Here is a 24460-nt window from a genome sequence, read left to right as displayed (position 1 = left end):
GAGGCTGAGTCAGATCAGCCGGTTCGGATTCATCAGGCCCTGGGGATCTAGGGCCTTTTTGATGGCGCGCATCAGTTCGAGCGCCACCGGGTGCTTGCGCCGCGCCAGTTCCTCGCGCTTGAGCTGGCCGATGCCATGCTCGGCCGAGATCGAGCCGCCATGCGCCAGCACGGCGTCGAACACCAGCTGGTTGACGGCCTGCTCCTGGCTGCGCAGAAAGGCCGCCGCGTCCATGCCCTCGGGCGCCTGCACGTTGTAGTGCAGATTGCCGTCGCCCAGGTGGCCGAAGTCCACCAGCCTGATGCCCGGCCAGCGCGCCCGCAGCGCGGCGTCGGTGCAGGCGACGAAGGCGGGGATGCGCGAGACGGGCAGGGCGATGTCGTGCTTGATATTGAGGCCTTCCTCGCTCTGCGCCAGCGGGATGGACTCGCGCAGATGCCAGAGCGCATGCGATTGCTCCAGGCTCTCGGCCACCGCGGCATCGTGGATCAGGCCCTGCTCCAGTGCAGCCTCCAGCAGGCCCTCGAAGACCGCGCGGGCATGCGCCTCGCTTTCACTGTCGGACAGCTCCAGCAGCACGGTCCAGGGTTGCGGGCCCAGCGGCTGGGTGAGCTGCGGGAAATGCTTGGCCACCAGACTCAGCGCAAAGCCGTTCATGACCTCGAAGCCGGTCAGGCTTGAGCCGGCGCGGGCCTGGGCCAGGCCCAGCAGCGCCACCGCCGCTTCCAGGCTGGCGCAGGCGGCCAGCGCCGTCATCTGCGCCAGCGGCGCCGGATAGAGCTTGAGCGTGGCCGCGGTGATGATGCCCAGCGTGCCCTCGCTGCCGATGTAGAGGTCGCGCAGGTCGTAGCCGGTGTTGTCCTTGCGCAGGCCGCCGAGCCCGTCCCAGATATCGCCTTGCGGCGTCACCACCTCCAGCCCCAGGCACAGCTCGCGCGCATTGCCATAACGCAGCACCTGCGTGCCTCCGGCATTGGCGGCCAGGTTGCCGCCGATGGTGCAGCTGCCCTCGGCGGCCAGGCTCAGCGGGAACAGCAGCTGCTGTGCCGCGGCCGCGGCCTGTACCGCCTGCAGGATGCAGCCGGCCTCCGCCGTGAGCGTGAGGTTGGCGGCATCGAGTTCGCGCACACGGTTCAGGCGCTGCAGGCTCAAGAGCAGCTGCGCGCCGCTGGCGTCGGGCACGCCGCCGCCCACCAGGCCGGTGTTGCCGCCCTGCGGCACGATGCTCACGCCATGCGCGGCCGCCAGCCTGACCACCGCGGCCACCTCGGCTGTGCTGCCGGGGCGCACCACGGCCAGCGCCTTGCCGGCATAGCGCTTGCGCCAATCGCGCTCGTAGGCGGACAGGTCGCCCTCGCTGAGCACCTGGGCCTGCCCCAGGGCCGCGCGCAGCTCGCTCAGCAGGGCCTGCGTCACGGCTGGTCCTGCTTGGCGGCCGCGAGGCGCTGGCGTACCTGCATCGCGCAGGCGACGAAGATGGCCACGCTCAGCAGCACTTCCAGCACCGCCAGGGCCTGCGAGAGCCCATGCTCGCTGGTGGCGCGCACGGCGCCCTCGGCGAAGTAAAGCCAGATCATCAGGCTCAGCCAGCGGAAGGTGTAGAGCCGGTAGCGCCACAGCCCCAGCAGCGGAAGCAGCAGGGGCAGGGCCTTGAGGGCCAAGGTGCCGCGGCCGGTGGGCGCCAGCCACAGCTCCCAGGCCAGGCAGAGCAGGAACAGCGCGGCCACGCAGGCCAGGGCGAGGTTGCGTGAACGCGCTTCCTGCGGCCGCGGTTGGCTGCGCAGGGCGGGTGACTGTGGGGGGACTGTTGACATGTTTGGCATCATAGCCAGCATGACCACAACAAAAGCCCCGCGCGCCGCCAGCGGCGTTCCCGTCCGCAACCCGATCGCGCTGCTGTCCGCATTCATCACCGAGCTGCTCGCCTGGCCCTGGTGGCAGACCCTCTTGACCTTCCGCGAGCGCTTCAAGCAGGAGCGCCTGGGCCTCACCGCCGGCAGCCTCACCTTCACCACGCTGATCTCGCTGGTGCCGCTGCTGACGGTGATGCTGGCGCTGTTCACCGCCTTCCCGATGTTCTCGTCCTTCCAGTCGGCGCTGGAGCAGTATTTTCTGAAGAGCCTGATCCCGCCCAATATCGCCAAGCCGGTGCTGGCGGCGCTGACGCAGTTCGCCAGCAAGGCCAACCGGGTGGGCACGGTGGGCCTGGTGGTGTTGGGCTTTACCGCGCTGATGCTGATGCTCACCATCGATCGCACGCTCAACGCGATCTGGCGCGTGCAGCGCCCGCGCCCGATCGCGCAGCGGGTGTTGGTGTACTGGGCCGCGCTGACGCTGGGGCCCTTGCTGTTGGGTGCCAGCCTCACGCTCACCAGCTACGCGATCTCGGCCGGCCAGGGCCTGGTGAGCAATCTGCCGCGCAGCCTCAGCGTGCTGCTCAACAGCGTGGACATGCTGGTGCTGGGCGCCGCCATGGCCGGCCTGTTCCACTACGTGCCCAACACCCATGTGCGCTGGCGCCATGCCTTGATGGGCGGCGCCTTCGTCGCCATTGCCTTCGCGCTCGCCAAGAGCGGCCTGGCCTGGTACGTCAAGCAGGTGCCGACCTATTCGACCCTCTACGGCGCCTTTGCCACCGTGCCGATCTTCCTGATCTGGATCTATCTGGGCTGGGCCATCGTGCTGCTGGGCGCGATCCTGGCGGCCAACGCGCCCAGCCTGTCGACGCGCATGCGGCGCCGCGCCGAGGCGCCGGGCCTGGCCTTCGAGTTGGCGCTGGAGAGCCTGCGCGAGCTGCTGCGCGCCCGTGATACCGGCGCGGGCGGTTTACACGGCCTGCAGCTGGCGGAGGCGTTGCGCGTCGATCCCTTGCAGCTGGAGCCGGTGATCGACAGCCTGCTGGACCTTAACTGGGTGGGGCGCCTGGAAGAGGCCGGCGCGCAGCGCCTGGTGCTGCTGTGCGCGCCCGCCGAGGTGGCCGCGGCGCCGCTCATCCAGGCGCTGCTGGCCGAGCGCAGCGAGAGCCTGGCGGCGCTGTGGGGGCGCAGCGACTGGGAGCGCCTGAGCCTGGCCGAGCTACTGGGCTGATGGCTTCACGGATGCAGCACCACCAGCAGGGCGCTGGCGGGCTGCTTGCCGTGGTTGCGGATCGCGTGCGGGCCGTCCACCGCATAGCGCGCCGTCTCGCCGCTCTTGAGCTTTTGCGTCACCTGGCCGGCGCTGACCTCGAGCGCACCGCTGAGCACGCTGAGATGCTCGCGCGAGCCGGGCTCGTGCGCGGCCGATTCCAGCGCGCCGCCCGGCTGCACCGTCAGCTCGTACCACTCGAACTGGCCCGCCAGGTCGATCGGGCCGAGGATGCGCAGCTTGCACAGCCCGTCCGGGCTGCTCATGCCCGGCGTGCCATGGGCCGGCACCACCTCGATGGCGGGCGCGCTGGGCCGCTCGCCGCCCAGCAGCTCCGAGAGGTCCACGCGCAGCGCGTTCGCCAGTCGCCACACCACCGCCACCGTGGGATTGGCCTGGTTGCGCTCGATCTGCGAGAGCATCGACTTGCTGACCCCGGCGCGGCGCGAGAGTTCGTCCAGCGACAAGCCCTGGCCCTGGCGCAGCGTTTGCAGGGTGGCGCCGACGCGCGGCGGCTCCAGGGTATCGAGATTGGGAACGGACATGCTGTCTTGACCGGTTGGGGTTAATCCTGGATACTGCACGAAAGTTCGATATAACGAACTGCGTTCTATTTAACGGATTGTGCACCAGGAGACCCATGATGACCACCAGCGTGAACAGCGGCGACGCCTTCTATGCGCATGTGCGCCAGGAACTGCAAGGTATCCGCGATGCCGGCCTGTTCAAGAAGGAGCGCGTCATCACCACGCCGCAGGGTGCCGACGTGCACACCGCCGAGGGCGGCGACGTCATCAACCTCTGTGCCAACAACTACCTGGGCCTGTCCTCGCATCCGGACGTGATCGCCGCCGCCCATGAGGCGCTGCGCACGCATGGCTACGGCCTCTCCTCGGTGCGCTTCATCTGCGGCACGCAGGACCTGCACAAGACGCTGGAGGCACGCCTGGCGCGCTTCCTCGGCACCGAGGACACCATCCTCTACGCCGCCGCGTTTGACGCCAATGGCGGCCTGTTCGAGCCGCTGCTGGGCGAGCAGGACGCCATCATCAGCGACGAGCTCAACCACGCCTCCATCATCGACGGCATCCGCCTGTGCAAGGCGCAGCGCTATCGCTACAAGCACAACGACCTGGCCGACCTGGAAGTGCAGCTGCAGGCCGCCCGCGCCAAGGGCGCGCGCCATGTGCTGGTGTTCACCGACGGCGTGTTCTCGATGGACGGCACTATCGCCCAGCTCGACAAGATTCGCGCGCTCACCGACCAATACGGCGCGCTGCTGGGCATCGACGAATGCCATGCCAGCGGCTTCCTGGGCAAGACCGGCCGCGGCACGCATGAGTACCGCAATGTGTTCGGCAAGATCGACATCATCACCGGCACCCTGGGCAAGGCCCTGGGCGGCGCCTCGGGTGGCTTCACCAGCGGCCGCAAGGAAGTGATCGAGCTGCTGCGCCAGCGCTCGCGCCCCTATCTGTTCTCCAACACGGTGGCGCCCAGCATCGTCGGCGCCTCGATTGCCGTGCTGGATTTGCTGGAAGCCTCGACCGCGCTGCGCGACAAGCTGGAGGCCAACACTACCTATTTCCGCGCCGCCATCCAGGCCGCCGGCTTCGAGATCAAGCCCGGCACCCACCCCATCGTGCCCATCATGGTCTACGACGCGGTGAAGGCCCAGCAGCTCAGCGCCCGCCTGCTGGAGCTGGGCGTCTACGCCGTGGGCTTCTTCTTCCCGGTGGTGCCCAAGGGCCAGGCGCGCATCCGCGTGCAGGTCTCGGCCGGCCATGAGCGCCATCACCTCGAAAAGGCGGTGGCGGCCTTCACCCAGGCCGGCCGCGAACTGGGTTTGATTCCCGCCTGAGCAGAAACACGCGTATGACCAAGATCCTCATCATCGGCGCCAACGGCCAGATCGGCACCGAGCTGGCGCAAGAGCTGGCGCTGCGGCACGGCAATGCCAACGTCATCACCAGCGACCTGGCCCCCGAGGGCCGCGTGCCCACGCTCACGCACGAGATGCTGGACGTGACCGATGCCGCTGCGCTCACCGCGGTGGCCAAGCGCCATGGCATCACCCAGGTCTACCACCTCGCCGCGGCGCTCTCCGCCACCGGCGAGAAGCACCCCATGTGGGCCTGGGACCTGAACATGAAGGGCCTGCTGAACGTGCTGGAGCTGGCGCGGGTGCAGAAGCTCGAGCGCGTGTTCTGGCCCAGCTCGATCGCCGCCTTCGGCCCCAAGACGCCGCAGCTGGCGACGCCGCAGGACACCGTGATGGACCCCAGCACCGTCTATGGCATCTCCAAGCTGGCGGGCGAGGGCTGGTGCCGCTGGTACCACGCCAACCATGGCGTGGACGTGCGCAGCCTGCGCTACCCCGGCCTGATCAGCTGGAAGACCCCGCCCGGCGGCGGCACTACAGATTACGCGGTGGAGATCTTCCACGCCGCGCTCAAGACGGGCCGCTACAGCTGCTTCCTCGAAGAGGGTCAGGCCTTGCCGATGATGTACATGCCGGACGCGCTGCGCGCCACCATCGAGCTGATGGAAGCGCCCGCCGAGGCGATCCGCGAGCGCGGCTCCTACAACCTGGCCGGCGTGAGCTTCACGCCGGCCGAGATTGCCGCGGCGATCCGCGCCGAGATCCCCGCTTTCGAGATCAGCTACGCGCCCGATTTCCGCCAGGCGATTGCTGCCAGCTGGCCGCAGTCCATCGACGACAGCAGGGCCAGGGCCGACTGGGGCTGGCAACTGGCCTACGACCTGCGCGCCATGGTGGGCGACATGCTCAAGGAATTGCGCCCGCTCTTGACCTGAGTGCATGGGTGGCGGCATGGCGCTGCTAAGCTTGCGGCATGCGTGTGAACCCTGCTGCGCTCACTCTTGGCGCCATGCTGCTGCTCGGCGCCGGCCCCGCCGCTGCCCAGACCCTGCCGGCGGCGGATGAGGAAGACTTTCGCTACCTGCTGGGCCTGGGCCTGCGCGCCGGCCCCGATTACTGGGGCTCGGAGCAGCGCAGCCTCAGCCTGAAGCCCTTGTGGGCGCTGCGCTGGGGGCGCTGGCGCATCTCCACCTCGGGGGCGGGGGGCCTGATGGGCTTTGGCAACGAGGCCGTCGGCCCGGGTCCCGGCGCCAGCCGCGAGCTGTTCCGCAGCAGCAGCTTGCGCGTGGGCTTCGGCCTGCGCTTCGACAGCGGCCGCAACAGCGATGCCGTCAGCAGCACGGCGGGCCTGCCGGATGTGCAGCGCACCCTGCGCGGCCGCCTCTACGCGAGCTATGCGCTGGCGCCGCCATGGCAGCTCTCGGGCGCCCTGAGCCAGGATCTGCTGGGCAAACGCGGCGGTGCCGTGGCCACCATCGATCTGACGCGCCGCCTCTATCGCAGCCCGATGGCCGAGCTGAACGCCTTCGTGAGTGCTTCGGCGGGCGATCGCCGCCACATGCTCAGCTACTTCGGCGTGCCGGCCGACAGCCCGGCCGCGCAACGCTATGGCTGCGCCTACGAGCCCGGTGCCGGCCTGCGCGACGCCACCCTGGGCGCCAACTACACGCGCGCCTTCGGCAGCCATTGGGTGGGCTATGCGGGCGCCAGCCTCAGCACCCTGCTGGGGCCGGCGGCCGACAGCCCGCTGGACCAGCGCCGCAGCGCCTTCGGCTGGAGCCTGGGGCTGGCCTACCGCAACTGAGCGCTGCTCAGAACGGGATGCGCCCGGTCCAGATGTCCTTGTACATGACCCAGTCGCCCATGAAGCTCCAGAGCGGGCGCTTGAAGGAGGCGGGCTTGTTCTTCTCGAAGCCGAAATGGCCGATCCAGGCGCAGCCATAGCCGGCCACCAGGCCCAGCGGCAGGAATTGCCAGCTGCCGGTGGCCAGCAGCAGGGCCAGGCAAACAAGGCTCAGACTCGAGCCCAGGAAGTGCAGGCGCCGGCAGGTGGGGTTGCGGTGCTCGCCCAGGTAGAAGGGGTAGAACTCGGCGAAGCTGCGGAAGTCCTGGACCTGGCTGGCGCTGCTCATGATGGGCTTCTCCTAGGCGATGGCGGTGCGGAGTGCATTCAATACCGGGTCCGGCGCCTCTGCCATCAGTGAATGCCCGGCGGGCACGCGATGTACCGTCGCCTGCAGCGCCGCGGCCAAGGCCTGGCTCTGCTTGGGGGCGGTCATCTGGTCGCGTTCGCCGAGGATGAAGTGCACCGGGCAGGTCACCGCTGGCGCGGCCTCGAGGCCATGGGCATAGGCATCGCAGACGCGGAAATCATGCTCGAACAGATTGCCATGGGTGTAGCCCGCCTGCACGCGCCGCATCAGCTGCAGATTGCCGCCATGCAGCCAGGCGCCGGGGCCGGGGTAGGAGGGCTTGCTGGCCTGGCTGCTGTGCGAGAACACATTCACCATGTCCATGGCCTTGAGCGGCGCCGTGCGCGCGGTTTCCAGCAGGGCCTCGGAGACCTTCATCGGGTAGGCCGTGCCCACCATCACCAGCCGGCCGGCGCGCGCCGGCGCCTGCGCCGCGGCCTCCAGGGCGATCAGCGAGCCCATGCTGTGGCCCACCAGGCTGGCCTGCTGCACGCCGGCGGCGTCCAGCACCTGCACGAGCCAGGCCCCCAGCGCCTCCACCGAAGGCAAGGCCTGACCCTCGCTGCGGCCGTGGCCGGGCAGGTCCAAGGCCAGCACGCCGTGGCCATGGTGGGCAAACCAGCGGGCCAGCAGGGTCCAGACGCTGTGGTCGTGCAGGGCGCCATGCACGAACACGATGCAGGGCAGGGTGGGGTCGAAGTCCTTGCCGCCGGTATAGGCGTAGACGGTCTGTGCGTTGACTTGCAGCTTCATGGGGGGGCTTACTTGGCAGCGATCTTGAGAGCGGTCTTGAGGTCGGCGATCAGGTCATCCGCATCCTCCAGGCCAATCGACAGGCGTATCGTGCCCGGCGTGATGCCGGCCTGGGCCAGCGCCGCATCGTCCATGCGGAAATGCGTGGTGCTGGCGGGGTGGATCACCAGCGAGCGGCAGTCGCCCACATTGGCCAGGTGGCTGAAGATCTTCAGCGCCTCGATGAAGCGCTTGCCCTGCTCGCGGCTGCCCTTGAGGTCGAAGCTGAACACTGAGCCGCAGCCCTTGGGCAACAGTTGCTGCGCCAGCGCATGGCTCGCGTGGCTGGCCAGGCCCGGGTAGCCCACGCGCGCCACGCCGGGCTGGGCTTCCAGGAACTCGGCCACCTTCTGCGCATTGGCGACGTGACGCTGCATGCGCAGCGAGAGCGTCTCGATGCCTTGCAGGATCAGCCAGGCGGTGTGCGGGCTCATGCAGGCGCCGAAATCGCGCAGGCCCTCGCGGCGCGCGCGCAGCAGGAAGGCGCCCACCGTGCTTTCCTCGCTGAACACCATGCCGTGGAAGCCCGCGTAGGGCTCGCACAGTTCGGGGAAGCGGCCGTGCCGCGCGTGCGCGGCCTGCCAGTCGAAGGCGCCGCTGTCGGCCAGCACGCCGCCCACCACGGTGCCATGGCCGCTCAGGAACTTGGTGGCCGAGTGATAGACCAGATCGGCGCCATGCTCGAAGGGCCGCATCAGATAGGGCGTGGTGAGGGTCGAGTCCACCAGCAGCGGCAGGCCGGCCTCGTGTGCGATCGCGGCCACATTCGGTATGTCGAGCACGTCCAGCCCCGGGTTGCCCAGGGTCTCGCCGAACAGCAGCTTGGTGTTGGGGCGGATCGCCGCCTTCCAGGCGTCCAGGTCGCCGGGGCGCACAAAGGTGGTGGCAATGCCGAAGCGCGCCAGCGTGTAGTGCAGCAGATTGTGCGAACCGCCATAGAGCGCGGCCGAGGCCACGATGTGCGCGCCGGCGCCGGCCAGGGTGGCGATGGCCAGGTGCAGGGCGGCCTGGCCGCTGGCGGTGGCGATCGCGCCCACTCCGCCTTCCAGCGCCGCCACGCGCTCCTCGAACACCGCGGTGGTGGGGTTGGAAATGCGCGAGTAGACATGGCCGGCGCGTTCCATATTGAACAGCGAGGCCGCGTGCTCCGAGTTTTCGAAGACGAAGGAGGTCGTGAGGTGCAGGGGCGTGGCGCGTGCGCCGGTGGCGGGGTCGGGTGTTGCCCCCGCGTGTAGCGCCAAGGTATCAAAGCCAGGGTCGGCGTAGCCGGACATGGTGTCTCCGCTTGTGTTCGATGCGGGCATTGTGTGCTATGTTGGACGCCATCTGCCGCAGTCCATTACCCAGATCTCCGAGGAGGCCCACCATGAAAGTTGTCGACATACTCCGCGTCAAGGGCGGGACCCTCTACACGGTTGCGCCGGATCAAGCGCTGGCCGAAGCCATCGCCACCATGGCCGAATACGACATCGGTTCGCTGGTGGTGATGGAGCATGGCGATCTGGTGGGCATGCTGACCTTCCGTGAGGTGATCGCGGCGGTGCAGCGCAATGGCGGCAGCGTCGGTTCCTCCATCGTGCGCACGGTGATGGACGACCATCCGCTCACCTGCACGCCCGAGACCGAGATCGACGAGGTGCGCCGCATGATGCTGGGGCGCCATGCCCGCTACATGCCGGTGCTCAACGGCAAGACGCTGATGGGCGTGATCTCCTTCTACGACGTGGCCAAGGCCGTGGTCGACAGCCAGGACTTCGAGAACCGCATGCTCAAGGCCTATATCCGCGACTGGCCGGTCGAGGAAGAGGGCGCCGACAGCGCCAAGCTCTGAGCGCGGCCCGCTGTCGATAGAATCCAGGCCACAGCCCGGCATCTCGGCCGGGCTCTGTTTTCTTGGATCCGGCATGTCAGGCAGCACATTTGGTGAGTTGTTCCGCGTCACGAATTTCGGCGAGAGCCATGGGCCGGCGATCGGCTGCGTGATCGATGGCTGCCCGCCCGGCCTGAGCCTCAGCGAGGCCGACATCCAGCCCGAGCTGGATCGGCGCCGCCCCGGCACCTCGCGCCATGTGACCCAGCGCAACGAGCCCGATGCCGTCGAGATCCTCTCCGGCGTCTACGAGGGCCTCACCACTGGCACGCCGATCTGCCTGCTGATCAAGAACACCGACCAGCGCAGCAAGGACTACGGCAACATCCTTGACACCTTCCGCCCCGGCCACGCCGACTACAGCTACTGGCGCAAATACGGCCTGCGCGATCCGCGCGGCGGCGGCCGCTCCTCGGCGCGCCTGACCGCGCCCATGGTGGGGGCCGGCGCGGTGGCGCGCAAATGGTTGAAGCAGCAGTACGGCACCGAGTTCCGCGGGTGCATGACCCAGCTGGGCGAGCTGGAGATCCCCTTCGAGGGCTGGCAGCATGTGGGGCAGAACCCCTTCTTCGCCGCCAACGCCAGCAAGATCGCCGAGCTGGAGGACTATATGGACGCCCTGCGCAAGGCCGGCGACTCGGTGGGCGCGCGCATCCGCGTGGAAGCCACCGGCGTGCCGGTGGGCCTGGGCGAGCCACTGTTCGACAAGCTGGACGCCGAGATCGCCTACGCGATGATGGGCATCAACGCGGTCAAGGGCGTGGAGATCGGCGCCGGCTTTGCCAGCGTGGCGCAGCGTGGCAGCCAGCATGGCGACGAGCTGACCCCCGGCGGCTTTGCCAGCAACAACGCCGGTGGCGTGCTGGGTGGCATCTCCACCGGCCAGGATCTTTCGGTCTCGATCGCCATCAAGCCCACCAGCTCGATCCGCAGCGCCAAGGCCTCGATCAACCGCGCCGGCGAGCCCACCCAGGTGGAAACCTTTGGCCGCCACGACCCCTGCGTGGGCATCCGCGCCACCCCCATCGCCGAGGCCATGCTGGCCCTGGTGCTGATGGACCATGCGCTGCGCCACCGCGCGCAATGTGGTGACGTGCGGCACGCGCTGCCGGCCATCCCCTCGCACATCTGATGGCCGACGCGGCCGCTGCCCCCGGCCGCACGCTGGGTGCCTGCGCGCTGCTGTCCTTCGCCTATTTCGCCAGCATCGGCGCCTTCAATCCCTACGCGCCGCTCTGGTACAAGGAACTGGGCCTGCCGGTGTTCGCGATCGGCGTGCTGGTCTCGATCTCGAGCTGGACGCGGCTGTTCGCGCCCTATGCCTGGGGCGCGCTGGCCGACCGCAGCGGCCAGCGCGTGCGCCTGATCCGCTGGGCCAGCCTGGCCTGCTTGCTGGCCTCGCTGGGCTTTCTGCTGCCACCCGGCTTTGCCAGCCTGGCGGCGGCCTGCTTTCTGATGTACCTGTTCAACGCCGCCATCGTGCCGCTCACCGAGACCGTGGTGGCGGCGCAGTTGGTGACCCAGGGCGGCGGCATGGATGCGCGCAAGTACGGGCGCGTGCGCGTCTGGGGCTCGGTCGGCTTTCTCAGCACGGTGCTGCTGGCCGGCTGGTGGTTCCAGCATTTCGGCATGCGCTACTTCGCCTGGACCGTGATCGCCCTGCTGCTGCTGGTGGTGTGGGCCGCGCACCGCCTGCCCGAGCAGCATGCGCCCTCGCATGGCCATGAGCCGGCGCCGCCGCTGCGCGAGGTGCTCAGCCACCCGGAGGTGCGCTGGTTTTTCGCCGGCGTGTTCCTCACCGTGCTGGCGCATTCGGCCCTCTATGCCTTCTTCAGCCTCTACCTGGACGAGCTGGGCTATGGCAAGCCGGTGGTGGGCGGGCTGTGGGCGGTGTCGGTGGTGGTGGAGATCGTCTGGTTTGCCTTCCAGGGCCGCTTGCTGGAGCGCGGCAGCCTGCATGGCTGGCTGATGGCGGCGGCGCTGCTGTCGGCCGCACGCTTTGCCGCCACCGCCGCCTTTGGTGCCTGGGTCTGGGTGCTGGTGCTGGCGCAGTGCACCCATGCGCTCACCTTTGCCGCCCAGCACACCGCCTGCATCGCGCTGGTGACGCGCTACTTCCCGGGGCGCTTGCGCGGCCGCGGCCAGGCGCTCTACTCGGTGCTGGGCTATGGCTGCTCGGGCGTGCTGGGCAGCGTGGGCGGCGCCTCGCTGGCCTCGCTGTGGGGCTATGCCGCCACCTTCTGGGCGGCCACCGCGGCGGCGCTGCTGGGCGCGCTGTGCTGCTGGCGCAGCGCCCGGCTGGACGCCACGCGCTGACGCGCGCACTTTGCATTTCGTCACGGTTGGTCACGCATGGGCCACCTTTTGTCCGTGCTGTGAGCATCCGGGGTCGAGCAATCCGCAGTTCGTCGCAGGCCCCCTGGCAGCCGCGAATCGCGTCCCTACACTGCCCCCACTTTCAACATCCGCTTCGATCGGGGGAACCATGCGCAAGCAATGGATTTATGGTGGTGTGGCCGTGGCCATCTTGGCCGGTGGTACCGGTGTGGCCGTGTTTGCCAGCAAGGGCGATAGCCCCAAGAAACCCGATGACAAGAAGGCCGAGGTGGCCCTGGAGTTCACCGCTGGCGAGGTCGTCAAGCCGACCAAGGTCAGCATGCCCGAGTTGATCGAGTTCTCGGGCCCGCTGGTGGCGCCGGGCACGGTGGTGGTGCGCAGCAAGTCGGCCGGCACCCTGCTCAGCCTGGCGGTGGCCGAAGGCAGCCGCGTGCGTGTCGGCCAGGCCCTGGGCCAGGTCGATCTGGAGGAGCTGCGCTACCGCGCCGCCGAGCGCAGCGCCAGCGTGGAATCCGCCCGCGCCCAGCTCGATCAGGCCGAGCGCCAGTACAAGGCCAACCAGGGCCTGGCCGATCAGAAATTCATTGCCTCCACCGCGCTGGACACCTCGCGTGCCGCGCTGGAAGCGGCGCGCGCCTCCCTGCTCAGCGCCAAGGCCCAGTACGACACCAGCCAGGTGGTGCTGCGCCAGGCCGCCCTGGTGGCACCCATCAACGGCGTGGTGTCCAAGCGCCATGCCCTGCCGGGCGAGAAGCTGGCACCCGAGCAGCAGATCCTCAGCATCGTCGACCTCAGCAAGCTGGAGCTGGCGGGCCTGGTGGGCACGCACGAGGTCAGCCGGCTCAAGCCCGGCATGGCGGTGAACGTGCGCATCGAGGGCGTGGACAAGCCGGTGGAGGCTCGCATCGCCCGCATCGCGCCGGCCGCCGAACCCGGCACCCGCTCGATCGGCGTGACCCTGGAGCTCAGCAACCCCAAGGAGGAGTTCCGTGCCGGCCAGTACGCGGTCGCCCGCGTGGAGCTGCAGGACGATGCGCAGCGCCTGGCGGTGCCGATTGCCGCGGTGGGCAGCACCTCGGGCCAGGACCATGTCTGGATGATCGAAAAGGGCGCGCTGGTGCGCCGCATCGTCACCACTGGCCGGCGCGACCAGCGCGAGGGCCGCGTCGAGGTGTTGCAAGGCCTCAGCGCGGACGCCCAGGTGCTGGCGGCGCGCTTCGACAATCTGCGCGAAGGCAGCAAGGCCGAGGTGGTGGCCGCCAAATCCAAGGATGCCAAGGTGGCCAGCGCCGTGGCAGCCCCGGCGGCCAACTGAGGAGCACGCCATGTGGATGACACGCGTCTCGATTCAAAACCCGGTCTTCGCCACCATGGTGATGGTGGCCCTCTGCGTGCTGGGCCTGTTCAGCTACGCCAAGCTGGGCGTGGAGAACCTGCCCGACATCTCCATCCCGGTGGCCTCGGTTGACGTGCGCTACCCCGGCGCCTCGCCCGAGGCGGTGGAGCGTGAAATCGCCAAGCCGCTGGAAGAGGCGCTCAACAGCATCGCTGGCGTCGAGAAGGTGATCTCGCGCAGCTTCGAGGGCCGTGTGCAGGCCCAGGTCGAGTTCGGCCTCAACACCGACATGGGCCGCGCCATGCAGGAGGTGCGTGACCGCGTCTCCGCCGTGCAGGCGATCTTCCCCAAGGATGCCAAGGCGCCCACCGTGGCGCGCGCCTCGGTGGAGGAGAACCAGCCGGTGGTGCTGGCCGCGCTGATGAGCAAGACGCGCCCGGCGCGCGAGCTCTCGATGATGGCCGAGCTGACGGTGGCCAAGCGCCTCGGTCGCGTCGACGGCGTGGCGCGGGTGGACGTGAGCGGCATGGTGACGCGCGAGGTGCGCATCGATCTGGATCCGCTGCGCCTGCGCGCCTACAACGTCACGCCGGCCGAAATCTCGGCCGCCCTGCGTGACGCCAATATGGACCAGCCGGTGGGCCTGATTTCCGACCAGACCGCCGACGCGATCCTGCGCGTCGAGGGCCGCGTCAAGGATCCCAAGCAGTTCGTCAACGTGGTGGTGGCACGGCGTGGCAATCTGGTGCTGACCCTGGGCGACCTGGGCAAGCTGGTCGAGCGTGAGCGCGAGGCCGACAGCATCGCGCGCATCAACGGCGCCCAGGCCGTGACCTTCAATGTCTTCAAGCAGCAGGACGCCAACATCGTCGCCACCGGCGACGGCGTCAAGGAAGCGATGGCCGAGCTACGCAAGAGCCTGCCGGCCGATGTCGAGCTGAACCTGATCTACGCCTCCAGCGACAACGTCAAGAATTCGCTCGAAGGTCTCAAGCACACCCTGATCGAGGGCGCGCTGCTGACCGTGGCCATCGTGTTCCTGTTCCTGCACAGCTGGCGCTCCACCATCATCACGGGCCTGACCCTGCCGATCGCGGTGATCTCCAGCTTCATCGCCGTGCATGCCTTCGGCTTCACGCTCAACTTCATGACCATGATGGCGCTCTCGCTGTGCATCGGTCTGTTGATCGACGATGCCATCGTGGTGCGCGAGAACATCGTGCGCCATGTGGCGATGGGCAAGGACCACCACCGCGCCGCCGAAGACGGCACCAACGAGATCGGCCTGGCGGTGATGGCCACCACCTTCGCGATCTGCGCGGTGTTCGTGCCGGTCTCTTTCATGGGCGGCATCATCGGCAAGTTCTTCTACCCCTTCGGCATCACGGTGGCGGTGGCGGTGCTGGTGAGCCTGTTCGTCAGCTTCACGCTCGACCCGATGCTGAGCTCGGTCTGGAAGGACCCGCCCAGCCATTATCTGAAGCGCATGCCGGTGATCGGGCACATGATCCGTGCCACCGACCTGGGCATGGATGTGCTGCACCGGGTCTATGAGCGCACCATCCGCTGGGTGTTCTCGGGTCGCCGCTACCGCGCCTGGCTGCCGGTGTTCGCGCGCCCCTTCGATGCCCAGGGCCTGCGCGACCGCACGCAAAAGCGCCGCCTGCGCTTTGCCACCATCACGCCGCGCGGCCTGGTGCTGTGGGGCGGCACGCTGAGTTTCTTCATTGCGCTGGTGCTGGCCGGTTTCGTGGGCTCGGAGTTCGCGCCCAAGACGGACGACAGCTTCACCCAGATCAACCTGCGCCTGCCGGTGGCCTCCAGCCTGGAGCGCAGCAGCACCAAGGTGGCGCAGATCGAGGAGATCCTGAACCGCTACCCGGAGATCAAGACGGTCTCCACCGTGGTCGGCAGCACCGGCGAGGGCCTGGCCACCGGCCGCAACCAGGCCACGCTGAGCATCTCGCTGGTGGACAAGAAGGCGCGCAAGCGCAGCCAGAAGGAGATCGAGGACGCGATCCGCGCCGACATCGCCAAGATCCCCGGCGTGGACGCCAGCGTCGGTGGCAACCGCGAGATCTGGATCACCATCCTGGGCAATGATCCCGAGGTGCTGACCCAGGTGGCCAACGACCTGGTCGCCAAGATCAAGAAGATCAAGGGCGCCGTGGACGTGGAGACCACCGTCAAGCCCGGTTTGCCGGCCTTCGCCGTCAAGCTCAAGGACTCGGCCATCCGCGAACTGGGCCTCACCGGCCCGCAGGTGGCGGCATCGCTGCGCGCCTATGTCAATGGCGACGTGGCCACCTACTGGACCACGCCCGATGGCAACCAGGTCGAGGTGCTGCTGCGCCTGCCGGTGGAGCAGCGCCAGCGTGTCGACCAGATGCTCAAGCTGCCGGTGGCCTTTGCCAAGGACGGCTCGCCGATCGCGCTGGACCAGGTGGCCACCATCGAGCCGGTGTTCAACCCCGAGGTGATCCGCCGCCAGAACCTGCAGCGCCGCGAGGCCGTGTTCGCCGGCGTCGAGGGTCGCCCCTCCGGCGACGTCAACGCGGATGTGCAGAAGCTCATCAAGGCCACCCATCTGCCGCCCGGCACCAGCTTCAATGTGGACGGTGCCGGCAAGCAGCAGGCCGACGCCTTCAAGGGTCTGCTGGCGGCCATGGGCCTGGCGGTGATCTTCATCTACATCGTGCTGGCCAGCCAGTTCGGCAGCTTCGTGCAACCCATCGCCATCATGGCCTCGCTGCCCCTGGCCCTGATCGGCGTGATGCTGGCCCTGTTGGTCACCGGGACCACGCTGAACGTGTTCTCGATGATCGGCCTGGTGATGCTGATGGGCCTGGTGACCAAGAACGCCATCCTGCTGGTGGACTTTGCCAACCATGCCCGCAAGGCCGGCGCCTCGGTGCCCGATGCCCTGCTGCAGGCCGGCCTGATCCGCATGCGCCCCATCATCATGACCACCGCGGCGATGGTGTTCGGCATGTTGCCGATGGCCATCGCGCTCAACGAGGGTGGCGAGATCCAGGCGCCGATGGGCCGCGCCATCATCGGCGGCGTGATCACCTCGACCATCCTGACCCTGGTGGTGGTGCCGGTGCTGTACTCCTACCTGGTGCGCCTGCGCAAGCCGGCGCCCAAGGGCTCGCAGACTGCCGCGGCGGACGCAACCCATGGCAGCGCGATGCCGCTGGACATGCCCGGCGCCATGCCCGCCGCGAAGGACTGACGGTTCAAGCTTGCGGTGAGACGCAGCCTGGAGGCCCCGACTGGTTCGGGGCCTTTTTTTCGTCGCAGTGGTGGCGCCAAAGCTGCCGCAGCGCCGCTTCGAAATGCGTGGCGAAGCGGGGCGCGTCGCACAGCGGCGAGCGCAGCAGGCGCGCGCGCAGACCCTGGCGCAACACCGCCAGGGCCGGCAGGTCGGCGGCATGCCGCTGCGCCAAGGCCAGATAGTCGGCGCGGTCGGCGGCCACCCAATCAGGCAGTTGCAGGTTTTGCATGATGCTGACGCCCTGGCGCGACAGCGGCGTGGTGCCGGCCAGGGTCAGCACCGGCACACCCATCCACAGCGCCTCCATGCTGGTGGTGCCGCCGGGGTAGGGGAAGGGGTCCAGCGCGATGTCGACGTTTGCGTAGCAACGCAGATAGTCGGCGCGCGGGCTGGCGCCCTCCAGCCACAGGCGCTCGGCGGGCACGCCCAGCGCGGCAAGGCGGGCCTGCAGGCCGGCGCGCGTGCTGGCGATATCCAGCTGGGCATTCTTCAGGTACAGCCAGCTGCCCGGCACCGCGGCCAGCAGCTCGGCCCACAAGCGCAGCACCGCGTCGTTGAGCTTGTTGAGCTTATTGAAGCAGCCGAAGGTGAGATGGCCGCGTGTGGCAGCGGGCAGGGGGGCTACCGGCAGTGCCGGCGTGGGCGGCGTGAAGCACAGAAAACTCTCGGGCAGGCGCCACAGCCGTTCGGTGAAGGCCGCCTCCGTGCCCGGCGGTGCAATCCAGGGGTCGCTCAGCACATAGTCGATGGCGGCCACGCCGGTGCTGGCGCAATAGCCCAGCCAGGAGAGCTGCAGCGGCGCGGGCTTGCGCGCGAACACGGGCAGGCGGTTGCCCGCGGTGTGGCCCGAGAGGTCGATCAGGATGTCAACGCCGTCCGCCTCGATCTGCGCCGCCAGCTGCGCATCGCTCATGTCCTGCACCTGGCGCCAGCCTGAAACGCTGGCCTTCAGCGCTGCGCTGAGGCCATCGTGCTGCGCATTATTCGCATAGATCAGCAGGGTCAGCCTGTCGCTGGCCTGCGCCGCCAAGGCCGCCAGCAAGGCTTGCAGAAAGTAGCCGACCGGATGCTCGCGCAGGTCGGCCGACACCAGACCGACGCGCAGGCAGCGCGTCGGCTCGGCGGCGTCGGGCCAGCCGTCGCGCGCCGGGGTGATGCTGGCCAGCATTGCGCCATAGCGTTCGGCCGCGGCGCGCGCTGCGGCCGCTGCATCGGGCTCCAGATGGCACTGCAGGAACAGCAGGTCGCTATGGGCCCAGCGCTGCTCGGGTTGCAGGGCCAGGATGCGCCGATAGCAATGCGCCGCGCCGTCGAAGTCGCCGAGTTCGCGCAGGGCGGCGGCCAGATTGCCATGGGCCAGCGTGTCGGTGGGGCGGGCGGCGATGGCGCGACGGTAGAGCGTCAGGGCTTCGTCGAGACGGCCCTGGGCCTTCAAGGTGTTGCCGAGGTTGTTCAGCAATTCGGTGGCGCCGGGATCGAGCGCGAGGCCGCGCCGGTAGAGTGCCTCCGCGTCGGCAAGCCGGCCCAGCCCCTGCTGCAGCAGGCCCAGATTGCACAGGGCGGGCAGATGCTGGGGTTGCCGCCGCAGCAGCTGCTGGTAGCGGGCGATCGCGGCCTCGGTCCGGCCCTGCGCGGCCAGGGCATGGGCCGCATCGAACAGCGCCTTGCCCAGCAGCGACTGGGCGGCGGCGAAGTCGGGCTTGAGGGCGAGCGCGCGCTCGAACGAAGCCAGCGCCTCGTCCATGCGGCCAAGCCGCTGCAGCACCAGGCCGAGATTGCAATGCGCTTCGACGAAACCCGGCTTCAGTTGCAGGGCGCGTTGCAGGCGAGACTGGGCTTCGTCCAGCCGCCCGGCGCGCATCAGCGCCAGGCCAAGGTTGCCATGCGCCTCGGCGAAATCGGGGCGCAGCGCGAGGGCGTCCCGGTAGCAGCCCAGCGCTTCCTCATGCCGGCCCTGCTGGCTCAGGAGATTGCCGAGATTGCTGGGCAGTTCGGCATCGTCCGGCAGCAGCGTGCGCGCGCGCCTCAGCGTCTCGATGGCCTCCTTGCCCTGGGCCTGCAGGGCGACGCCGAGCGCCTTCCAGAGCGCGCCCGAGTCCGGAAAGCTCAGCAGCAATGCGCGTGCGGCCCGCTCCATCTCGTCATAGCGCCTGGCGTTGAAGCTCAGCAGCAGCGGCTGCAGTTCGAGCGGAGAAGGGTCGCGCGTTGCGCTCATCGTTGGGGCATCGGGGCTGTTCTGGCGGGCGGCGCGATTATCCAGGCACGGCTCGCCGCCAGCGTGCCGCAACGCTGGGGCAGACCCGGCTTGTGGATTGGTTCAGGATCGCTAGCATGCGCTTCCACATGCGACATTCACTGCTTGCTTTCGCCATCGGCCTCGCCTGCTGCCTGCCAGCCATGGCGCGCGCCGCGCCCGCCCTGCGCCTGCTCAGCGAAGAGTTCGCACCGGTCAATTTCAGCGAGAACGGCGTTGGCAAGGGCCTGTCGGTCGAGATCGTGCGCGAGATCCAGCAGCGCCTGGGCGCGCCGGCCGAGATCGAGTTCATGCCCTGGAGCCGCGCCTACCGCGAAGCCCAGGGCCGTGAGCCGGTGGCGCTGTTCGCGATGGCGCGCACGCCGGCGCGCGAGAAGCTCTTCAAATGGGTTGGCCCCATCGTCACCTTCTACAGCTCGATCTACGCCCCCAACGGCGACGGCGTGCGCCTGCGCAGCCTCAACGATGCGAAGAAGGTCAAGGCGGTGCTGGTGGTGCGCGACTGGTACACCGGCGAGCAGCTCAGCACCCAGGGCTTCAAGAACCTGGTGCCGGTGAGCGACCCGGTGCAGGGCATCAAGATGCTGCAGGCGCGGCGCGCACCGCTGTTTGCCACCGAGCGCATCACCATGCCGCAAATCATGGCCCAGGCCGGCGTGCCGGCGGACGCTTTCGAGGTGGTCTACAGCTTTGCCAGCTCCGAGGGCTATATCGCGTTCTCGCTCACCACGTCCGATGCCACCGTGAAGGCCTGGCAGCAGCAGCTCGACGCGATGAAGCAGGACGGTCGTTTTCTGACCATCTACAAGCGCTGGTTGCCCAACGACAACCCGCCGCTGGGCAAGCGCTGAGAAGGCGCTAGAGGCTTTGCCTCAGCACCAGCTCGTAGCCCAGGTCCAGGCTGGGCGCGGCGGGCTGCTCGCCGCGGATCAGGCCCAGCAGCATGCGTGCGGCTTCGCGGCCGATCGCGGCACGCGGCGTGCGCACCGTGCTGAGCGCCGGCAGCATCTGGTCGCTGCCGGTCAGGTCGTTGAAGCCCGCCACCGCCACCCGCGTGGGCACGGCAATGCGCAGGCGCAGCGCGGCCAGCAGCGCCCCCTGGGCCAGGTCGTCGTTGCAGAAGAAGATCGCATCGGTGTCGGGCTGTTCGCGCATCAGCTGCTCGAACAGTTCCGCGCCCAGCGCCATCGAGGAGGGGCGGGGCGATAGCAGCTCGCGCTTGGGCTCGTGGCGGCCGGCCAGCTGCATGGCCTGGCGATAGCCGCTGGCGCGCTGCAGGGTGCGCGGATCCAGTTGGGCGGCCACGAAGGCGATGCGCTGGCGGCCATGCGCGAGCAGGCATTGCGTCATCGCGCGGCCGGCATCCGACTGCGAGAAGCCCACGCTGTAGACCCCCGGCTCGGCATGCGTTTCCATCACATGCACGCAGGGCACGCCGCTGTCGGCGATCAGGCGCCGGGCGGCCTCGGTGCGGTCGAAGCCGGTCACGATCAGGCCGGCCGGCCGGTGCATCAGGTAGGCGCGCAGCAGCGCCTCCTCCTCGTCGGGGCGGTAATGGGTGACGCCAATCAGACTTTGGTAGCCGGCCTCCAGCAGGCTGCGCTGGGCCGCGTCCAGCAGGTCCACGAACAGGGCATTGCTGAGCAGGGGGATCAGCACGGCCACCTGGGTGCTGCGCGAGGAGGCCAGCGCGCGCGCCGCCGGGTCGGGCACATAGCCCAGGCGTTCGGCGGCCTCGCGCACCCGGTTCACCAGCTCGCTGGCGACCGCGCGTTCGCCGCGCAGCGCGCGCGACACGGTGATGGGGCTGACGCCCGCTGCCTGGGCCACCTCGGCCAGCGTGGTGCGGCCGGTGGCACGGCGTCGTTTTGGTGCGGTTGGCGCGGACATGGCCGTAGTTTCCCTGATGTGGTGCGTCTGGTCTGGGCGCTAGGATAGCGCTGTCCTGACCTTTGAGCCATGCGGTGTTTCACCCATGCGAGGCCGGGGCACTTGCAGCAGGTGCCGGGTCACCTGGTTTTTTTACTTGAATGGGATAGCGCTGTCCAATGCATGCCATCACCGTCATGGGTGTCGCCGGTTGCGGCAAAACCAGCTTGGGTCAGGGGCTGGCAGCGGCCCTGGGCTTCACCTTTCTGGAGGGCGACAGCTTTCACGATGCGGCGTCGGTGGCCAAGATGGCGGCCGGCAGCGCGCTGACCGACGCCGACCGCCATGGCTGGCTGGAGCGCCTGGCGCTGCAGCTGCAGGCCCATCCCCAGGGCGTGGTGCTGAGCTGCTCCGCGCTCAAACGCAGCTACCGCGAGCGCCTGCGCGCGGCGCGGCCGGATTTGGGCTTCGTGTTCCTCGAGATCAGCCCCGAGTTGGCGCTGCAGCGCGTCGCCGCGCGTGCGCACCAGCATCTGTTCCCCGCCAGCCTGGTGCAAAGCCAGTTCCAGACCCTCGAATCGCCATGCGGCGAGGCCGGGGTCCTCACGGTGTCGGCGGCCTTGCCGCCGCAAGAACAACTCGACCTGGCCGCCGGCTGGGCAAGGAGCCAAGCATGACGAGTAGCAGCAGTTCCGGCAGGCCACTCTGGCTGCGCCTCAGCGAGGGCGCGATGGCCGCCTGCCTGGCGGTGATGGCCGCCGCCGTCTTCGTCAACGTGGTGTTGCGCTACGGCTTCGGCAGCGGCGTGGCGGCCAGCGAAGAGCTCTCGCGCCTGCTGTTTGTCTGGATGGTCTTCATCGGCGCCACTGCGGCCTATCCGCGCGGCGAGCACATGGCCTTCACCAGCTTTCTGCTGCCGCTGCGCAGCCGGCCGCGCGCGCTCATGCTGATGGCCGCCGTGATCCGCGCCGCCGTGGTGCTGGCGGCCAGCCTGGTGGCCTGGGGCGCCTGGCAGCAGGTGCGGGTGGGCGTGGACAGCCAATCGGTGGTGCTGGGCTATTCCAGCGCGCTGCTGCCGCTGCCGGCCCTGCTTAGCTCGCTGGCGATCGCGCTGATGGCGTTATGGCAGTTGCTGCGCGCTGCGCCGCTCGATCTTGGCCACGACCTGGAGGTGGAATGATGGTCATGGGCTTGAGCAACGAGGCGCTGGCCTTCGTGATCTTCTCGGTCGGCATGCTGGCGCTGATGGGCATCGGCATGCCGATGGCCTTCGCCCTCGTGCTGACCGGCGCCGGCATGGCCTGGGCGCTGGATTTCTGGGACACCCAGCTGCTGGCGCAGAACCTGGTGGCCGGGGTGGACAGCTTCCCGCTGCTGGCCGTGCCCTTCTTCATCCTGGCCGGCGAGCTGATGAATGCCGGTGGCATCAGCCGGCGCATCATCACCATGGCGCAGGCCTGGGTGGGCCATATCCGCGGCGGCCTGGGCTTCGTGGCGATCGGCGCCGCGGTGCTGATGGCCAGCATGAGCGGCTCGGCGCTGGCCGACACCGCCGCGCTGGCCACCATCCTGCTGCCCATGATGCAGCGCCATGGTTATCCCATGCACACCTCGGCCGGGCTGATCGCCTCGGGCGGCATCATCGCGCCCATCATCCCGCCCTCGATGCCCTTCGTGATCTATGGCGTGACCACCAACACCTCGATCTCGGCGCTGTTCCTCTCGGGCATCGTGCCGGGGCTGATCATGGGCGTGGGCCTGGTGGTGGCCTGGAAGCTGCAGCTGCGCAAGATCGATCTGCCCCAGGGCGAGCCGCTGCCGATGCGCGAGCGCCTGCGCGCCACCGTGAAGGCCTTCTGGGCCCTGCTGATGCCGCTGATCATCATCGGCGGCATGAAGTCGGGCCTGTTCACGCCCACCGAGGCGGCCGTGGTGGCGGCCGTCTATGCCCTGGTGGTGGCCTTCTTCGTGCACCGCGAGCTGAGCCTGGCCGGCTTCCACGAGGTGCTGGTGCGTGCCGCCAAGACCACCGCGGTGGTGATGTTCCTGTGCGCCGGCGCCCAGGTGGCCAGCTACATGATCACGCTGGCCGATCTGCCCGGCGTGCTGACCGGCTGGCTGGGCGCGCTGGTGGAGTCGCCGCGCCTCTTGATGGCGGTGATGATGATCGCCCTGGTGGTGATAGGCACGGCGCTGGACCTCACGCCCACCATCCTGATCTTCGCGCCGGTGATGCTGCCGATCGCGGTGAAGGCCGGCATCGACCCGGTCTACTTCGGCCTGATGTTCGTGCTCAACGGCGCCATCGGCCTGATCACCCCGCCGGTGGGCACGGTGCTGAATGTGGTGGCCGGCGTGGGCCGCCTGTCCATGCACCAGGTCATCAAGGGCGTGAACCCCTTCCTCATCACCTATGTGCTGATACTGACCCTGTTCACCCTGTTCCCGCAAATCGTCATCGCGCCGGTGGCGTGGATGCGCTGAACCCATGCTCAAGGAGACCCCGTTCATGACCAAGCTGACCCTCAGAATCCTCGTCACCGCGCTGGCCCTGGCCGCCGGCAGCGCCATGGCGCAGGACATCAAGCCGCGCCTGATCCGCTTTGGCTACGGCCTGGCCGAGGCCAGCAACCAGGGCAGGGCGGTCAAGCTCTTTGCCGAGCAGCTCGCCGCGGCCTCGGGCGGCAAGATGAAGCTGCGCGCCATCGGCGGCGCGGCGCTGGGCCCCGACACGCAAATGCAGCAGGCGTTGATCGGCGGTGCGCAGGAAATGATGGTGGGTTCCACCGCCACCCTGGTGGGCATCGTCAAGGAGATGGCGCTGTGGGACACGCCCTTCCTGATCAACAACGCCAAGGAAGCCGACGCCTTGCTGGACGGGCCGATCGGCGAGAAGGTCAAGGCCAAGCTGGAAGAGAAAGGCCTGGTGGGCCTGGTGTACTGGGAGAACGGCTTCCGCAACCTCACCAACAACAAGCGCGCGGTGGCCAGGCTGGAGGATCTGGACGGCATCAAACTGCGCGTGATGCAGAACAACGTCTTCCTCGACAGCTTCAAGAGCCTGGGCGCGAATGCCGTGCCCTTGCCCTTCTCGGAGCTGTTCAGCGCGCTCGAGACCAAGGCGGTGGACGGGCAGGAGAACCCCTACAACACGATTCTCTCCAGCAAGTTCTACGAGGTGCAGAAGTACCTCACCGTCACCAACCATGTCTACAGCCCCTGGATCGTGCTGGTGAGCAAGAAGTACTGGGACGGCCTCAGCAAGGACGAGCGCGCGGCGCTGCAGAAGGCCGCCGTCGCCGCGCGCGAGTTCGAACGCAAGGACACGCGCGACGAGGCCGCCAAGGCGCTCGCCGACCTCAAGGCCAAAGGCATGCAGATCAACGAGCTGAGCCCCGCCGAGGCCGGCCGCATGCGCGACCGCCTGACGCGCGTGAACGCCAGCATTGCCGCCAACGTCGGCATGGATCTCTGGAACGAGACCCAGGCCGAGCTGGGCAGGCTGCGCGCCAGGAAGTAAGTCGG

General features: G+C 68.7%; 22 protein-coding genes. 14 read left to right on the top strand and 8 right to left on the bottom strand.

Translation table 11 applies throughout. The features are described from left to right. Positions 1 to 9 precede the first annotated feature (9 nt). Both AC3WQY_RS15320 and AC3WQY_RS15315 read right to left on the bottom strand, forming a co-directional pair. The gene (locus AC3WQY_RS15320) at positions 10 to 1416 is read right to left on the bottom strand and encodes an FAD-binding oxidoreductase (protein ID WP_492709521.1); all 1407 of its coding nucleotides are present in this window, start codon (positions 1414 to 1416) and stop codon (positions 10 to 12) included. Next, a complete protein-coding gene (locus AC3WQY_RS15315; protein ID WP_492709520.1) occupies positions 1413 to 1814 on the bottom strand; it encodes a DUF2069 domain-containing protein in 402 nt (133 codons plus the stop codon). Before AC3WQY_RS15315 ends, AC3WQY_RS15320 begins: the two co-directional genes overlap by 4 nt. 19 nt (positions 1815 to 1833) lie before the next feature. Between AC3WQY_RS15315 and AC3WQY_RS15310 the strand changes: the two genes are divergently transcribed. After that, positions 1834 to 3087: a YihY family inner membrane protein gene (locus tag AC3WQY_RS15310; protein WP_492709519.1), complete on the top strand. Its 1254-nt coding sequence runs from the start codon at positions 1834 to 1836 to the stop codon at positions 3085 to 3087. 5 nt (positions 3088 to 3092) lie between these two features. Here the strand turns inward: AC3WQY_RS15310 and AC3WQY_RS15305 are convergent, their stop codons facing one another. Then, the gene (locus AC3WQY_RS15305) at positions 3093 to 3671 is read right to left on the bottom strand and encodes a helix-turn-helix domain-containing protein (protein ID WP_285232250.1); all 579 of its coding nucleotides are present in this window, start codon (positions 3669 to 3671) and stop codon (positions 3093 to 3095) included. A 95-nt stretch (positions 3672 to 3766) separates the two neighbouring features. Between AC3WQY_RS15305 and kbl the strand changes: the two genes are divergently transcribed. The 3 genes from kbl to AC3WQY_RS15290 are packed head-to-tail and all read left to right on the top strand — an operon-like array spanning position 3767 to position 6812. After that, positions 3767 to 4987, top strand: a complete 1221-nt coding sequence (gene kbl / locus AC3WQY_RS15300; protein ID WP_492709518.1) for a glycine C-acetyltransferase — start codon at positions 3767 to 3769, stop codon at positions 4985 to 4987. Between the two features lie 14 nt (positions 4988 to 5001). Further along, the gene (locus AC3WQY_RS15295; RefSeq protein ID WP_285232249.1) at positions 5002 to 5943 is read left to right on the top strand and encodes an NAD-dependent epimerase/dehydratase family protein; all 942 of its coding nucleotides are present in this window, start codon (positions 5002 to 5004) and stop codon (positions 5941 to 5943) included. 38 nt (positions 5944 to 5981) lie between these two features. Then, positions 5982 to 6812 carry a MipA/OmpV family protein gene (locus AC3WQY_RS15290; protein ID WP_492709517.1) on the top strand — a complete coding sequence of 277 codons (831 nt, stop codon included), beginning with the start codon at positions 5982 to 5984 and terminating at the stop codon, positions 6810 to 6812. 7 nt (positions 6813 to 6819) lie between these two features. On the opposite strand, the gene AC3WQY_RS15285 is transcribed toward AC3WQY_RS15290, so the two are convergent. Genes AC3WQY_RS15285 through AC3WQY_RS15275 form a run of 3 tightly spaced genes read right to left on the bottom strand, consistent with a single transcriptional unit; the run spans position 6820 to position 9266 of the window. Further along, positions 6820 to 7140, bottom strand: coding sequence for an Mpo1-like protein (locus AC3WQY_RS15285; protein ID WP_285232247.1), 321 nt, complete (start codon positions 7138 to 7140; stop codon positions 6820 to 6822). Positions 7141 to 7152: 12 nt separating this feature from the next. Next, positions 7153 to 7953 carry an alpha/beta fold hydrolase gene (locus tag AC3WQY_RS15280; protein WP_492709516.1) on the bottom strand — a complete coding sequence of 267 codons (801 nt, stop codon included), beginning with the start codon at positions 7951 to 7953 and terminating at the stop codon, positions 7153 to 7155. An 8-nt stretch (positions 7954 to 7961) separates the two neighbouring features. After that, on the bottom strand, positions 7962 to 9266 hold the full coding sequence (locus tag AC3WQY_RS15275; RefSeq protein WP_492709515.1) for an O-acetylhomoserine aminocarboxypropyltransferase: 1305 nt from the start codon (positions 9264 to 9266) through the stop codon (positions 7962 to 7964). A 92-nt stretch (positions 9267 to 9358) separates the two neighbouring features. Here AC3WQY_RS15275 and AC3WQY_RS15270 point away from each other — a divergent pair, with 92 nt between their 5' ends. The 5 genes from AC3WQY_RS15270 (at position 9359) to AC3WQY_RS15250 (ending at position 16770) form a co-directional block, all read left to right on the top strand. Next, positions 9359 to 9823: a CBS domain-containing protein gene (locus tag AC3WQY_RS15270; RefSeq protein ID WP_285232244.1), complete on the top strand. Its 465-nt coding sequence runs from the start codon at positions 9359 to 9361 to the stop codon at positions 9821 to 9823. Positions 9824 to 9896: 73 nt separating this feature from the next. Further along, a complete protein-coding gene (aroC, locus tag AC3WQY_RS15265; protein ID WP_285232243.1) occupies positions 9897 to 10994 on the top strand; it encodes a chorismate synthase in 1098 nt (365 codons plus the stop codon). Further along, complete coding sequence (locus AC3WQY_RS15260) at positions 10994 to 12178, top strand: MFS transporter (RefSeq protein ID WP_492709514.1); 1185 nt, start codon at positions 10994 to 10996, stop codon at positions 12176 to 12178. The genes aroC and AC3WQY_RS15260 overlap by 1 nt, the downstream gene beginning before the upstream one ends. 202 nt (positions 12179 to 12380) lie before the next feature. Continuing rightward, entirely contained in the window at positions 12381 to 13514 is a 1134-nt protein-coding gene (locus AC3WQY_RS15255) for an efflux RND transporter periplasmic adaptor subunit (protein WP_492709513.1), read from the top strand. A gap of 10 nt (positions 13515 to 13524) precedes the next feature. Next, complete coding sequence (locus AC3WQY_RS15250) at positions 13525 to 16770, top strand: efflux RND transporter permease subunit (protein WP_492709512.1); 3246 nt, start codon at positions 13525 to 13527, stop codon at positions 16768 to 16770. Between the two features lie 4 nt (positions 16771 to 16774). On the opposite strand, the gene AC3WQY_RS15245 is transcribed toward AC3WQY_RS15250, so the two are convergent. After that, positions 16775 to 19027 carry a tetratricopeptide repeat protein gene (locus tag AC3WQY_RS15245; RefSeq protein ID WP_492709511.1) on the bottom strand — a complete coding sequence of 751 codons (2253 nt, stop codon included), beginning with the start codon at positions 19025 to 19027 and terminating at the stop codon, positions 16775 to 16777. A 128-nt stretch (positions 19028 to 19155) separates the two neighbouring features. Between AC3WQY_RS15245 and AC3WQY_RS15240 the strand changes: the two genes are divergently transcribed. Next, the gene (locus tag AC3WQY_RS15240; RefSeq protein ID WP_492709510.1) at positions 19156 to 19917 is read left to right on the top strand and encodes a substrate-binding periplasmic protein; all 762 of its coding nucleotides are present in this window, start codon (positions 19156 to 19158) and stop codon (positions 19915 to 19917) included. A gap of 7 nt (positions 19918 to 19924) precedes the next feature. Here the strand turns inward: AC3WQY_RS15240 and gntR are convergent, their stop codons facing one another. Next, entirely contained in the window at positions 19925 to 20956 is a 1032-nt protein-coding gene (gene gntR, locus AC3WQY_RS15235; protein WP_492709509.1) for an HTH-type transcriptional regulator GntR, read from the bottom strand. Positions 20957 to 21114: 158 nt separating this feature from the next. Between gntR and AC3WQY_RS15230 the strand changes: the two genes are divergently transcribed. Genes AC3WQY_RS15230 through AC3WQY_RS15215 form a run of 4 tightly spaced genes read left to right on the top strand, consistent with a single transcriptional unit; the run spans position 21115 to position 24455 of the window. Then, positions 21115 to 21612 carry a gluconokinase gene (locus AC3WQY_RS15230; protein WP_492709508.1) on the top strand — a complete coding sequence of 166 codons (498 nt, stop codon included), beginning with the start codon at positions 21115 to 21117 and terminating at the stop codon, positions 21610 to 21612. Beyond that, positions 21609 to 22115, top strand: coding sequence for a TRAP transporter small permease (locus AC3WQY_RS15225; protein WP_492709507.1), 507 nt, complete (start codon positions 21609 to 21611; stop codon positions 22113 to 22115). Before AC3WQY_RS15230 ends, AC3WQY_RS15225 begins: the two co-directional genes overlap by 4 nt. Before the next feature lie 5 nt (positions 22116 to 22120). Continuing rightward, on the top strand, positions 22121 to 23419 hold the full coding sequence (locus tag AC3WQY_RS15220) for a TRAP transporter large permease (protein ID WP_285232235.1): 1299 nt from the start codon (positions 22121 to 22123) through the stop codon (positions 23417 to 23419). A 25-nt stretch (positions 23420 to 23444) separates the two neighbouring features. Next, a complete protein-coding gene (locus AC3WQY_RS15215) occupies positions 23445 to 24455 on the top strand; it encodes a TRAP transporter substrate-binding protein (RefSeq protein ID WP_492709506.1) in 1011 nt (336 codons plus the stop codon). Positions 24456 to 24460 lie beyond the last annotated feature (5 nt).

This window comes from Roseateles sp. FW301-B2 (genome assembly GCF_058788955.1).
Note: the sequence above shows the minus strand (reverse complement) of the source record. Positions and strands in the feature narration are given on the sequence as shown.

Bases quoted from the DNA above. Each gene is read 5' to 3' on its own strand.
- AC3WQY_RS15245 (WP_492709511.1), bottom strand. From the start codon at position 19,027: ATGAGCGCAACGCGCGACCCTTCTCCGCTCGAACTGCAGCCGCTGCTG.
- AC3WQY_RS15295 (WP_285232249.1), top strand. From the start codon at position 5,002: ATGACCAAGATCCTCATCATCGGCGCCAACGGCCAGATCGGCACCGAG.
- AC3WQY_RS15250 (WP_492709512.1), top strand. From the start codon at position 13,525: ATGTGGATGACACGCGTCTCGATTCAAAACCCGGTCTTCGCCACCATG.
- AC3WQY_RS15220 (WP_285232235.1), top strand. From the start codon at position 22,121: ATGGGCTTGAGCAACGAGGCGCTGGCCTTCGTGATCTTCTCGGTCGGC.
- AC3WQY_RS15240 (WP_492709510.1), top strand. From the start codon at position 19,156: ATGCGACATTCACTGCTTGCTTTCGCCATCGGCCTCGCCTGCTGCCTG.
- AC3WQY_RS15315 (WP_492709520.1), bottom strand. From the start codon at position 1,814: ATGTCAACAGTCCCCCCACAGTCACCCGCCCTGCGCAGCCAACCGCGG.
- AC3WQY_RS15280 (WP_492709516.1), bottom strand. From the start codon at position 7,953: ATGAAGCTGCAAGTCAACGCACAGACCGTCTACGCCTATACCGGCGGC.
- AC3WQY_RS15290 (WP_492709517.1), top strand. From the start codon at position 5,982: ATGCGTGTGAACCCTGCTGCGCTCACTCTTGGCGCCATGCTGCTGCTC.
- AC3WQY_RS15285 (WP_285232247.1), bottom strand. From the start codon at position 7,140: ATGAGCAGCGCCAGCCAGGTCCAGGACTTCCGCAGCTTCGCCGAGTTC.
- AC3WQY_RS15215 (WP_492709506.1), top strand. From the start codon at position 23,445: ATGACCAAGCTGACCCTCAGAATCCTCGTCACCGCGCTGGCCCTGGCC.
- AC3WQY_RS15310 (WP_492709519.1), top strand. From the start codon at position 1,834: ATGACCACAACAAAAGCCCCGCGCGCCGCCAGCGGCGTTCCCGTCCGC.
- AC3WQY_RS15270 (WP_285232244.1), top strand. From the start codon at position 9,359: ATGAAAGTTGTCGACATACTCCGCGTCAAGGGCGGGACCCTCTACACG.
- AC3WQY_RS15225 (WP_492709507.1), top strand. From the start codon at position 21,609: ATGACGAGTAGCAGCAGTTCCGGCAGGCCACTCTGGCTGCGCCTCAGC.
- AC3WQY_RS15260 (WP_492709514.1), top strand. From the start codon at position 10,994: ATGGCCGACGCGGCCGCTGCCCCCGGCCGCACGCTGGGTGCCTGCGCG.
- AC3WQY_RS15230 (WP_492709508.1), top strand. From the start codon at position 21,115: ATGCATGCCATCACCGTCATGGGTGTCGCCGGTTGCGGCAAAACCAGC.
- gntR (WP_492709509.1), bottom strand. From the start codon at position 20,956: ATGTCCGCGCCAACCGCACCAAAACGACGCCGTGCCACCGGCCGCACC.
- kbl (WP_492709518.1), top strand. From the start codon at position 3,767: ATGATGACCACCAGCGTGAACAGCGGCGACGCCTTCTATGCGCATGTG.
- aroC (WP_285232243.1), top strand. From the start codon at position 9,897: ATGTCAGGCAGCACATTTGGTGAGTTGTTCCGCGTCACGAATTTCGGC.
- AC3WQY_RS15275 (WP_492709515.1), bottom strand. From the start codon at position 9,266: ATGTCCGGCTACGCCGACCCTGGCTTTGATACCTTGGCGCTACACGCG.
- AC3WQY_RS15305 (WP_285232250.1), bottom strand. From the start codon at position 3,671: ATGTCCGTTCCCAATCTCGATACCCTGGAGCCGCCGCGCGTCGGCGCC.